This is a genomic window from Acidobacteriota bacterium, assembly GCA_019347945.1.
Classification (GTDB): Bacteria; Acidobacteriota; Thermoanaerobaculia; order Gp7-AA8; family JAHWKK01; genus JAHWKK01.
Genome location: JAHWKK010000001.1, coordinates 314,251 through 325,063, shown reverse-complemented (window position 1 = coordinate 325,063; position 10,813 = coordinate 314,251). Strand labels below are relative to the sequence as shown.

Sequence of the window (10,813 nt, the reverse complement as noted above, 5' to 3'; positions counted from 1 at the left end):
GGCCTGCGGATCGATGTCGACGCCGTCGATGCGGATGGTCGGCGATCCGCGCATGCCCAGCAGCTCGGCGTCGGCCGCCGAGGAGACCGCGATCATCTGGATCGGCGTCTCAAAGGCGTCCTCGGTCAGCACCTCGACGAAAAGCTCTCCGTTCATTCTCCGGCCCCGACTCCGGCCTCGCCATCGGCGCAAAGTGGAAACCCGAGCGCTTCTCGCGACTTCAGGAAGCTCTCGGCACATCGGACCGCAAGATCGCGCACCCGTTTGATCACGCCGACCCTTTCGGTGACCGAGATCGCGCCTCTCGCGTCGAGCGTGTTGAAAAGATGAGAGCACTTCAGGGTCCAGTCGTACGCGGGAAACACGAGACCCTCGTCGAGACATCGGCCAGCTTCCTTCTCGGCGGCGGCGAACGAGCTCCAGAGAAACTCGACGTCCGCGACTTCGAACCAGTATCGCGACGACTCGAGCTCCTCCTGCTGCCGCACCGGTCCGTAGCGGAATCCTTCCGCCCATTCGATGTCGTAGACCGAGCGCTCGCGATTGATGAACATCGTCAGCCGTTCGATTCCGTAGGTGATCTCGGCAGCGATCGGATCGAGATCGATCCCTCCGGCCTGCTGAAAGTAGGTGAACTGTGTGATCTCCATGCCGTCGAGCAGCACCTGCCATCCGACGCCCCAGGCACCAAGCGTCGGACTTTCCCAGTTGTCCTCTTCGAATCGAATGTCGTGCTGGGTGAGGTCGAGCCCGATCGCCCGCAGCGAATCGAGATACAGCTCCTGAACCTCGATCGGCGAGGGCTTCAGAATGACCTGAAACTGATAGTGCTTTCCGAGTCTGAAGGGATTCTCGCCGTAGCGCGCGTCCGCGGGCCGCCGGGAGGGCTGGACGTACGCCACCCGCCAGGGCTCCGGCCCGAGCACCCTGAGAAAAGTCGATGGATGCATCGTTCCGGCGCCCACTTCGACGTCCCAGGGGTGGTCGAGCATGCATCCCCGCTCGCTCCAGAACTCCTGCAGTCGAAGGATGATCGACTGAAAATTGAGGGCGCCTGCCATGGGCGGGCATTCTATAGAAAGACAGGGATCAGGATTCAGGAATCAGGATTCAGGAGTCAGGAGTCAGGAATCAGGAGCCAGGAGTCAGGATTCAGGGTGAGCCGTGATCTTCTTTTACGTTTGTTCGATACGTTTGTCGGGGAGCCCGGTTTGCATCAGCGCCTTTTCTCTGACCCCTGATTCCTGATCCCTGATTCCTGAATCCTGGCTCCTGGCTCCTGGCTCCTGGCTCCTGGCCTCACCGAGGTATCATCGATGGCGGGGATGTCGGATGAGATCAAAGAGGCGGCGCCGACGTATCAGGATCTTCTGGACCTGCCGGAGAATCTGGTCGGCGAGATCGTCGGTGGCGAGCTGTTCGCCTCGCCTCGGCCCGCTTCGCCTCACGCCCGCGCGAGCTCGATACTCGGAGCCGACATCATGGGTCCATTCGACCGCGGCCGAGGAGGCCCGGGGGGATGGTGGATTCTCGACGAACCGGAGCTTCATCTCGGCTCCGACGTGATGGTTCCCGATCTCGCCGGGTGGCGCCGCGAGCGGATGCCGTCGATTCCTGATGTGGCGTACTTCGAGCTGGCGCCGGGCTGGGTGTGCGAGGTCGTCTCGCCGGGCACCGTCCGGCTCGACCGGGCCAGGAAAATGCCCGCCTACGCGACCCACGGCGTGGCATTTTTATGGGTCGTCGATCCGCTCGCGAAAATGCTCGAGGTCTTTCGGCTCACGGACTCGAACTGGCTCGTTGTGAGCTCGCACAGCGGGGACGACGTCGTACGCGCCGTGCCATTCGATGCGATCGGAATCGAGCTCTCCGCGCTCTGGATCGACTGAGCCGGCAGGTTGAGAACGCGCCGGACTTCCGGTCGGTGCTACCGGAGCATCTTGAGCGCCTGAACCCAGTGGTCGTCGCGCGCGGCGTCGAGCACCCACACCATACAGAGCGGTTCGAGATAACGCGACGACTCGATGCCGCCGATGTCGCTCGCCTCCCAGTTCCACGACTCCAGGATGTCGCGGACGTGCTTCTTCGCCGTCGGATCGTTGCCGCAGATGAACATCGTTGGCGGACCGCCCTCGATCTCGGGGCGGACCATCAGCGCGTTACCGACCGTGTTGAAGCACTTCACAACATGCGCGTCGGGCAGCGTCCTCTGCACCACCTCGCCGAGCGAATCGGTATGTCCGATCGTGAGCTTCGGCGGAAAGCCTCCGGAAAAGTCGAGCGGATTCGTCGTGTCGATGACGATCTTTCCTGTGAAGTTCTCTGGTCCCGCCATCTTCAGCGCTTCCTCGGTGGCCACCCCGAGCGTCGCCAGTACGATCATGTTTCCGAAGGCGGCGGTGTCCGCGAAATCGCCCGTGAAGGCTCGCTCGCCGCCTCCCTTTTTCCATTCCGCGAGGTTCTCGTTCGAAGCCTCACGGGCCCCCGAGCATCACCTCGTGCCCATCCTCGAGAAAGCCGGACGCCAGCGTCCGTCCGACGTCACCGGAACCGAGAACACCGATCTTCATCTTCATGCGCGCGATGATACCGCCGAACCGTGGTGCGCGCTATTTACAGAAGGGCGTCGGTGATTCGATCGGTTTCCTGCGCTGCCGTCCAAAGCTCGAGATACTTCTCCCGGACGGTAGGATCGAGGCATTCGCTCAGCTCGCGGGGAATTCCGGTCGCCCGGATGAGCTCCAGAACATCCGCCAGATCACGAAGACGGTGAGCAGCTGAGATTCCCGACGCAATCTTAATCTCGATGAAGCTCTCCACAGGGAGCAGGCGGACCCTCTGCCCCTCCCTTCCCGCCTCGCCGGGATCAGGGAACGCAACCGCTTTAGGTCTGCCGTCGCCGGGGTACTCGCCAGCCACGACCACATCGATATCGATCTTGTTCTCTGTGTCGCGAAGGCCCCTGCTCCCCTCGAACTTCTCGACGTATCCTCTGCCGAGCCAGCGGTGTCTGAACTTCTCGAGGCCCTCTTTGGTCAGGAGTACGTCGACGTCGGTCGTCACTCGACGGTAGCCATACTCGTTGAGAGCCATCGCTCCCACGATTGCGTACGGAATCCCTTCGCTCTCCAACCGCTCCGTGAGCTTATCGAGAGCCCTCTGAACCGGTGATGTCCCCATGAAGAACTCCCCTGCGAACCGGGCGCCGTCGAAAAAACGCCTCTCCGCATCTGGCTCCACTCTTCTGTCGGATCCGGCCATTCGTCCGCGATTGTAACGCCGCAGGGCCTCAGTCACCGGATCTCGTGACCACGCTGCGTTATCCCCATACAATCTGCCCGCATGTCCGACTCCTCTCCAGCGATTGCCATCGACGGGCTCGCGAAGCGGTTCGGCCGGCAGTGGGTGCTCGCGCACATCTCCGTCGAGGTTCCCCCCGGCGGCACCCTTCTCGTCACGGGCCCGAACGGCGCGGGGAAATCGACCCTTCTCGGGATTCTCGCGACCGCGGTGCCATTCGAGCACGGAAATGTCGTCGTCACCGGCAACCCGTTGCCGTCGCACGCAATCGAGGCGCGGCGGACGACCGCGTACGTCGGTCACCTCGGAGGCTCGTACCGGACGCTGACCGCGCGAGAGAATCTCCGGATCTGGAGCGCGCACCTGGACGCTTCCGATGACGGCGCGATCGGGAGAGCACTCCACCGGATGGACCTCGAGGCGGCGGCCGACCGTCCGGTCGACGGCTTCTCGGCAGGGATGCGCCGACGGCTGGCGCTCGCCCGCGCGCTTCTCCAGACCGAAGACGACAGGCGTCGGCTCGTCATTCTGGACGAGCCATACGAGCAGCTCGACCGTCCCGGCTTCCGTCTGATCGATTCGCTCCTCGACGAATGGAACGAACGAGGAATGACGGTCGTTCTGGCGACGCATCTGGTCGAGCGGGCGCTGCCGCACAGCTCGCACGTCCTCCACATCGACGGCGGCCGGAGCCACTACTTCGGCGCATCGTCGTCGTTCGATCCGCGCGATCTGGAGGTCTCGTGATCTTCCGGACGCTGAACCGCGAACTCCGACTACAGTGGCGGAGTCGCGCGGCGTGGCTCGCCGCCGCTGCCTTCGGCGTGATTACCCTGCTTCTATTCAGCTTCGGAGTCGGTCCGCGCGCGGCGCTGCTCAGCGACCTCGCCGCATCGTTCCTCTCGCTCGCCCTGCTCCTCGCATCCTCACTCACCCTCGCCGAGAGCTTTCAGGAGGAGATCCGCGATGGAGCGCTCGAGACGATGCTGCTGCTCCCCGTCACGGCCCGCACGATCTACTACGGGAAGGCGATCTCCAACACACTTCTCCTCTGCGCCATCTCGCTCATCCTCCTCCCGATGGCGCTCGTGCTCTACGACATCCCGGGTGACGGGCTCGGCAAGGTCGCACTGATCCTCTTCGCCGGCTCGGCGGGACTCGCCGCCCCCGGCACCCTTTACGCCGCGATGACGGCGAAGACGCGCGCCCGGGCCCTGATCCTTCCGCTTCTTCTCTTTCCGCTCATTGTTCCCGTACTTCTCGCGATGTCGAAGGCCGCGATGCTCGCCCTGACCGGCGATGCGATGAACCAGCTCTCTTCATGGGTCACACTTCTGCTGATATTCGATGCAATTTACTGGTCCCTCTGTGGTTTACTTTTTCCCAGAGTCGTCGACCTCGCCGCGGGCGGATCTCACGCGGCCAATCACGCATGAATCGAAGGTCAATCCGAAACGGGGTTCTTCTCCTTTCCGCGGGCGTTCTCCTCGTCCTCGCCGGGTCGTACCTCGGTCTCGCCGTCGCTCCGGCGGAGATGTACATGGGGGACGTACAGCGCATCATGTACGTCCACGTCCCGACCGCCTGGAACGCGATGCTCGCCCTGACATTCGCGCTGGTCTCGGCGATCGGATGGCTCTGGACCTCGAATCCGAAGTGGGATGCGCGTCACGAAGCGTGGATCGAGATCGGAATCGTCCTCTCCGCGCTCCTCTGCATCCAGGGGTCGATCTGGGCGAAACCGACCTGGGGCGTCTGGTGGGACTGGGACCCGAGGCTCACGACGATGGCCGTGCTTCTCTTCGCCTTCATCGGGATCCTCACGCTCCGCCGCTTCGTCGAGGATCCGATGCAGCGCGCAACCTGGTCGGCGGTCGCGACGATCATCGCGTACGTCGACGTCCCGATCGTCTACTTTTCGGTCAAATGGTGGAACTCGCTCCACCAGGTGCAGTCGACACCGGAAACCGTCTCCAGCGCATTCCATCTCCCCCTTCGCCTCAACGCTTTCGGTATCCTTGCGCTGATGATCGGGCTTGCAATGCTGAGAGCCGAGCTGGCGAAACGCCGGCGTGCCGCGGAATACGAACCGCTCCCGTCACCGGATCTCCGTACGGCCGGCGAGGTGACGTCGTGACCGGACAGATCGTCGGCGGCTGGGAGTACGTCTGGGGCGCGTACGGCGTGACCGCGTTCGTGCTCGCGTTCTATGCGACGTCAATTTTCGTCCGGCTCCGCAACGTCCCCGACGATGACAGGGAGACGCCGGCATGAACCAGTCAACGAGACCAGAGCACCAGCGGCAGAACCGGCGATTCGCCGTCATTGCGCTCGTCGTCGCCTCCGCCGCGTTCGCCGTTCTGACGCTCGGAGGAATCGGCGACAACCTCGTCTATTACTGGGATCCCGCCCAGATGCAGGAGGCGGGAGACAAAGCGTACGGAGCGACGATCCGTCTCGGGGGCCTCGTCGTCCCCGGCTCGGTCCAGTGGGACGGCCAGTCCTCGGAGCTCCGTTTCGAGGTCACCGACCGCGAGAACCGGGCGATCGCGAAAGTGCACAGCACCGGTCTCCCGCCGCAGATGTTTCGTGAAGGCGTCGGCGTCGTCGTCGAAGGAACGCTCGATCGCTCGGGCTGGTTCGAGAGCGACCGGCTCCTGGTATCCCACGACAACGAATACCGCGCACCCGAGCCGGGCACCGAGACCGACACGCGTGAGCTGATCGAATCGACGAAGGGACTCGGGCCCGAAAGCTGATGACTGCGCTTCTCGGCCGTACGCTGATCCTCGTCGCACTCTTCGCCGCGGTCGCCGGAGCGCTCGTCGCGTTCGGAGGAAAACCGGCTCATAAAACGGTCCGGCTCGCCCGGCGGCTCTCCGACACCTTCGCGTACGCAATGATCGCCGCGAATCTGCTGATGATCGCCGCGCTTCTCGGCCGCGACTTCTCCGTCGGGTACGTCGCACAGGTCGGCGCCATCAATCAGCCGGACTGGGTCGCCTTCGTCAGTCTCTGGTCCTCGCTCGAGGGCTCGATTCTCTTCTGGGGACTCGTTCTCGCAATCTACATTCTCGTCGCGACCCGATACGCGCGCGCGCTTCCCGCCGAGATCGAGCTGCGGTCGATCGGAGTCTGGCTCGGCTGCGCGGGGTTCTTCTCGTTTCTCATCGCGGCACCGGCGCAGCCCTTCGGAACGGTCTCCCCCGTTCCTCCTGATGGTCCGGGCCCGAATCCGCTCCTCCAGAATCACATCCTGATGGCCGTCCACCCACCGATGCTCTACCTCGGATATGTCGGGATGACGATTCCATTCGGCTTCGCCGCGGCGGCTCTCATGACACGCGAGAGCGGCGCACAGATCATCGCATTCATTCGGCGAAGCCTTCTGGCCGCATGGTGCTTCCTCACCGTCGCAATCATGCTCGGCGGATGGTGGGCGTACGAGGTTCTCGGATGGGGCGGCTACTGGGCGTGGGACCCGGTCGAGAACGCATCATTTCTCCCCTGGCTCACCGCGACGGCCGCTCTTCATTCGATCATCATCTTCGAACGCCGAGGACGGCTTCGCGCCTGGTCGATGACGCTCGTTCTCGTTTCGTTTCTGCTCACGATCCTCGGAACGTTCATGACGCGATCGGGGGTGTTCAACTCGGTCCACTCGTTCACGCAGAGCGAGATCGGGCCGACGATCCTCGGCTTCCTCGCCGTCGCGATTCTCTTCTCGGTCGGCCTCCTCGCGATCGAGCCGCGAACCACCGACGAGCAGGGAGGTCAGGGAGCCCGCGAGGTCGGATTCCTCACCAACAATCTCCTCCTCGCGGTTCTGACGCTCACGATCTTGATCGGAACGGTCTTTCCGCTGCTCGTCGAAGCAATCCGCGGAACACAGATGAGCGTCGGCCGCCCCTACTTCGACCGCATGGCCGTCCCGATCGGGTTCGCGCTCCTCTTCCTGATGGGGATCGGACCCGTGCTGCCGTGGGGACGGATCGAATCACGCAGCTCGATCCTGCGGCGGCTCCTAGCCCCGCTCGCGGCCGGAATCGTCGCGGCCCTGCTGGCTGCAGTCTTCGGTATCCGCAACTTCTGGACCGTGGTCGTCATCGGTGGCGCGGCGTTCACGATGTGGGTCACGCTCGCAGAGATCAGCGTCCCCGTACGACAGCGTGCGCGGTCGCTTCACGAGAGCTGGGGCGCGGCGTTCCGGCGCGGCCTGATCGAGCGCGGCCGGCGACGTACCGGCGCCTATCTCGCCCACGCGGGAACCGTGCTCGTCTTCGTCGCGATCGCGATCTCGAGCACACAGAGCACACGGAGCGAAGCGATGCTCGATCAGGAGTCGACGATGCAGATCGGCCACTACACGCTCGAGCTGCTTCGAGTCGACGTTGTTCGTGAGCCGCACCGGCTCGCGAGCATCGCGAGGGTTCGCGTTTACGAAGAAGGGCGGCTTCTCGGCGTCATGAGCCCCCGCATGAACCAGTATGAAACGCAGCGCGATCCCGTCGGCACCCCCGACGTCTACACGCGGCTGACACACGACCTCTACCTCTCGACGATGTCGATCGATCCCGGCGCTCAGCGAGTCGGCCTGCTCGCCATCATCAATCCGGCGGTCGCCTGGATCTGGGGCGCAACGTTTCTCATCGCGCTCGGCGGGCTCTTCGCCGCGCTCCCGCGAGCCGTCATCCGCTCGCGTGCGCACGACTCGAGCGCCGTCGAGCCTTCACTCGCAGGGGAGCTGAGCGCGTGAATCGGAGAGTCCTCATCCTCGGCTCGCTGGTCACGCTTCCTCTGCTCGGCGTCCTCGCATTCGGCCTGACCCGTGACCCGAACCAGATCGAATCGCCGCTGGTCGGGACTCGCTCGCCGACGTTCGATCTTCCGGTGCTCGATTCCGACGGCTCGATCTCCTCGGCCGACCTCGCCGGCAAACCGACCGTCCTCAACTTCTGGGCGTCGTGGTGTGTCCCCTGTTTCGCCGAGCATCGCGTGCTCGTCTCGGCCGCTCGCGAGCTTTCGCCATCGGTGAACTTCATCGGCATCATCTATCAGGACGAGGAGGAGAACGCCCGGAGATTTCTCGCGAGGTTCGGTTCCGCCTATCCGAGCCTCATCGACGAACATGGTCGAACCGCCATCCGGTTCGGCGTCTACGGCGTTCCGGAAAGCTTCATCCTCGACTCCTCGGGGAACATCGTCGCGAAGCACGTCGGACCGCTCGACCCCGAATCTCTCCGCGATTACCTCGAGCAGGCGGGACTCGAGCTCGGAAGACCGTAATGAAAGCGCTGATCCCCGCAATCGCTCTCGCCGCGCTTTCCGTCCCGCTCGTCGCGCAACCGATCACGCCGGCGATGCCCGAAGTCCGCGAGGTCATCGGAGATCCGGCATCCGCTCCGCAGACCGGCGAAAGCGCGGAACAGATCATCGAAGAGACCTCGGCGGTCGTCCGATGTCCCGTCTGTCAGGGTCTCTCGATAGCCGACTCCCCTTCGCAGATGGCGGTCGAGATGCGCGGCGTCGTTCGCGAGATGGTTCATGCCGGCTATTCGAAGGAGCAGATCCTCCAGTACTTCGCGACGTCGTACGGCGAGTTCGTGCTGCTCGATCCTCCGCGGCGCGGCGTGAACTGGATCGTCTGGATCGCTCCGCTGATCATCCTTCTCGCGGGCGCAGCGATTCTGATGCGCGCAATCCGCCGCCGCGCGGAACCGCCGGCCGAGGCGGCAACCGAGCCCGCCGGGGAAACCGACCCGCTGCTACTGCGCGCGCGTGCAATCGGTGAAGGAGTCTCGGAAGGTGAATGAAACGATCAACTGGTGGCCGGCCATCATCACCGCCTTTCTCGCGGTGGCCGCCGGAATCGTCCTCGTCGTCCGGAGCCGCCGGCTCACTCCCGCGCAATCGGGTGAAGCCGCCCGGCTGCGCGCCGACGCCAACCGGGTCGCCCGCAGCCTTCAGGAGCAGGTCGACCTCGGACGCGAGCCGGAGGAAAGGGCGCGGCTCGAGACCGAGCTCGCCTCGCTGCTCGGCCAACTCGAAGCGCTGCCCGACGAGAGCGAACCGATCGAAGAAGAGCCGGCCCGTCCAAAGCCGCAGCTTCTCAGCTTCGCGACCGGCGTCATCGTTACGCTCGCCGTCGTCGGGCTCGCGTTTGCGACATGGCAGTCGATGAATCCGCGCGAAGAGGGAGAAGGCCTCACCGGCTCGATCCCGGAAACCGAAATGAACCAGAGGACTCCGGAGAGCCAGCTGACGGCTCTGCGAATGACGGTCGGTTCGCGGCCGGACGACATTTCGGCGCGGATCGCTCTCGCCGAGGCGTTGATGGCGCAGCGGGACCTGGTGGGCGTGTTCGAGCAGACGCAGGAAGTGCTTGCGCGTCAGCCGGAGCATCCTCGCGCGCTCGGGCTCGAGGCGGTGGTCCGGATGGCGATGGGGCAGACCGGCGTTGCGATCGAGATGCTGGAGCGTTCGGCCGCGCTCGATCCCTCCGATCTGGAGACGCAGATTCATCTCTCGATCGCGCTCGTCCAGACGGGACAGACCGAGCGCGCGCTCGCCATCATCGACGAGGCGATGGCGACTCACCCCGGGGAGCGCGCCGTGCTCCAGCAGCTCCGCGGCGAGATCGAGCGAATCGGTCGCGAAACCGCCCCGCCCCAGAATCCCTGAGACGTCTCTCGACGACCGGCCGGTCCCGGTGGTTACGCGACCCGTGCGTTCGCTGGCCACCCACCCTCGATCGTCATTTGCCGGAATTCACGATCCCCGGAGCCCGTTGACAAGTACGTCATTGGCGGATAGCGTTGACTCGTGATTCGCTTCATCGAGACGTCGGTGTTCACTCGTCAGATCACCTCAATCCTTGATGACGAAGAGTACGCGGAACTGCAGGCCGCTCTCGTATTTCGACCCGAGCTTGGCGTTGTCATCCAGAGTACGGGCGGTCTCAGGAAGGTCCGGTGGGGACATTCCGGAAGGGGAAAGGGAAAAAGGGGCGGCGCGCGGGTCATCTACTACTGGTACCAAGCTGACGACGTGATTTACATGCTGCTCGCGTATTCGAAAGGCGAGCGTGATGATCTTTCGGCGAAGGAGAAGAGGATTCTTCGCCAGCTGGTCAAGGAGGAGTTCCGATGAAGAAAGAGCTATTCGATGAGCTCACCGCGAGCGTTAAGGAGGCGGGAAAGATCCATCGTGGAAAGGCAAAGGCCTCACGCCAGTTTGTCTTCGATCCCGAAGATGTTCGAACGATCCGGGCGAAACTCAAGAAATCGCAGGCGGAGTTTGCTCGCATGATCGGCGTGAGCGTCGCCACTCTTCAGAACTGGGAGCAAGGTCGCCGTCAACCGGAGGGGCCTGCGCGCGCGCTGCTCCTCGTTGCATCCCGTGCGCCCAGGGTTGTCGAGAAGGCGCTGGCATCAGCCGTCCGCCGGGGCGCATGACAAACGCGATCGAGCGGACTGCAACCTTGTGTTCTGCTACTCTGAATTCAAGGTTGCCG

General features: G+C 64.0%; 14 protein-coding genes and 1 pseudogene. 12 read left to right on the top strand and 3 right to left on the bottom strand.

What is annotated here, in order from left to right; all coding sequences use genetic code 11:
- Positions 1–152 precede the first annotated feature (152 nt).
- A complete protein-coding gene (glyQ, locus tag KY459_01420) occupies positions 153–1,061 on the bottom strand; it encodes a glycine--tRNA ligase subunit alpha (GenBank protein ID MBW3563369.1) in 909 nt (302 codons plus the stop codon).
- A 255-nt stretch (positions 1,062–1,316) separates the two neighbouring features.
- Here glyQ and KY459_01415 point away from each other — a divergent pair, with 255 nt between their 5' ends.
- Positions 1,317–1,889, top strand: coding sequence for a Uma2 family endonuclease (locus tag KY459_01415; protein ID MBW3563368.1), 573 nt, complete (start codon positions 1,317–1,319; stop codon positions 1,887–1,889).
- A gap of 38 nt (positions 1,890–1,927) precedes the next feature.
- Here the strand turns inward: KY459_01415 and KY459_01410 are convergent.
- Positions 1,928–2,570, bottom strand: a pseudogene (locus KY459_01410) (NAD(P)-binding domain-containing protein).
- Between the two features lie 43 nt (positions 2,571–2,613).
- On the bottom strand, positions 2,614–3,297 hold the full coding sequence (locus KY459_01405) for a nucleotidyltransferase family protein (protein ID MBW3563367.1): 684 nt from the start codon (positions 3,295–3,297) through the stop codon (positions 2,614–2,616).
- Positions 3,298–3,342: 45 nt separating this feature from the next.
- Between KY459_01405 and ccmA the strand changes: the two genes are divergently transcribed.
- The 11 genes from ccmA (at position 3,343) to KY459_01350 (ending at position 10,754) form a co-directional block, all read left to right on the top strand.
- Entirely contained in the window at positions 3,343–4,047 is a 705-nt protein-coding gene (gene ccmA, locus KY459_01400) for a heme ABC exporter ATP-binding protein CcmA (protein ID MBW3563366.1), read from the top strand.
- On the top strand, positions 4,044–4,736 hold the full coding sequence (locus tag KY459_01395; GenBank protein ID MBW3563365.1) for a heme exporter protein CcmB: 693 nt from the start codon (positions 4,044–4,046) through the stop codon (positions 4,734–4,736). Before ccmA ends, KY459_01395 begins: the two co-directional genes overlap by 4 nt.
- Positions 4,733–5,437, top strand: a complete 705-nt coding sequence (gene ccsA, locus KY459_01390; GenBank protein MBW3563364.1) for a cytochrome c biogenesis protein CcsA — start codon at positions 4,733–4,735, stop codon at positions 5,435–5,437. The genes KY459_01395 and ccsA (KY459_01390) overlap by 4 nt, the downstream gene beginning before the upstream one ends.
- Positions 5,383–5,574, top strand: coding sequence for a hypothetical protein (locus KY459_01385; GenBank protein MBW3563363.1), 192 nt, complete (start codon positions 5,383–5,385; stop codon positions 5,572–5,574). The genes ccsA (KY459_01390) and KY459_01385 overlap by 55 nt, the downstream gene beginning before the upstream one ends.
- Positions 5,571–6,059, top strand: coding sequence for a cytochrome c maturation protein CcmE (locus KY459_01380; protein MBW3563362.1), 489 nt, complete (start codon positions 5,571–5,573; stop codon positions 6,057–6,059). The genes KY459_01385 and KY459_01380 overlap by 4 nt, the downstream gene beginning before the upstream one ends.
- Entirely contained in the window at positions 6,059–8,056 is a 1,998-nt protein-coding gene (gene ccsA, locus KY459_01375) for a cytochrome c biogenesis protein CcsA (protein ID MBW3563361.1), read from the top strand. The genes KY459_01380 and ccsA (KY459_01375) overlap by 1 nt, the downstream gene beginning before the upstream one ends.
- Positions 8,053–8,586 carry a redoxin family protein gene (locus KY459_01370; GenBank protein MBW3563360.1) on the top strand — a complete coding sequence of 178 codons (534 nt, stop codon included), beginning with the start codon at positions 8,053–8,055 and terminating at the stop codon, positions 8,584–8,586. The genes ccsA (KY459_01375) and KY459_01370 overlap by 4 nt, the downstream gene beginning before the upstream one ends.
- A complete protein-coding gene (locus KY459_01365; protein MBW3563359.1) occupies positions 8,586–9,113 on the top strand; it encodes a cytochrome c-type biogenesis protein CcmH in 528 nt (175 codons plus the stop codon). Before KY459_01370 ends, KY459_01365 begins: the two co-directional genes overlap by 1 nt.
- Entirely contained in the window at positions 9,106–9,981 is an 876-nt protein-coding gene (locus KY459_01360; protein ID MBW3563358.1) for a tetratricopeptide repeat protein, read from the top strand. The genes KY459_01365 and KY459_01360 overlap by 8 nt, the downstream gene beginning before the upstream one ends.
- Positions 9,982–10,125: 144 nt before the next feature.
- On the top strand, positions 10,126–10,449 hold the full coding sequence (locus KY459_01355) for a type II toxin-antitoxin system RelE/ParE family toxin (protein MBW3563357.1): 324 nt from the start codon (positions 10,126–10,128) through the stop codon (positions 10,447–10,449).
- Complete coding sequence (locus KY459_01350) at positions 10,446–10,754, top strand: helix-turn-helix domain-containing protein (GenBank protein ID MBW3563356.1); 309 nt, start codon at positions 10,446–10,448, stop codon at positions 10,752–10,754. Before KY459_01355 ends, KY459_01350 begins: the two co-directional genes overlap by 4 nt.
- Positions 10,755–10,813: the final 59 nt, after the last annotated feature.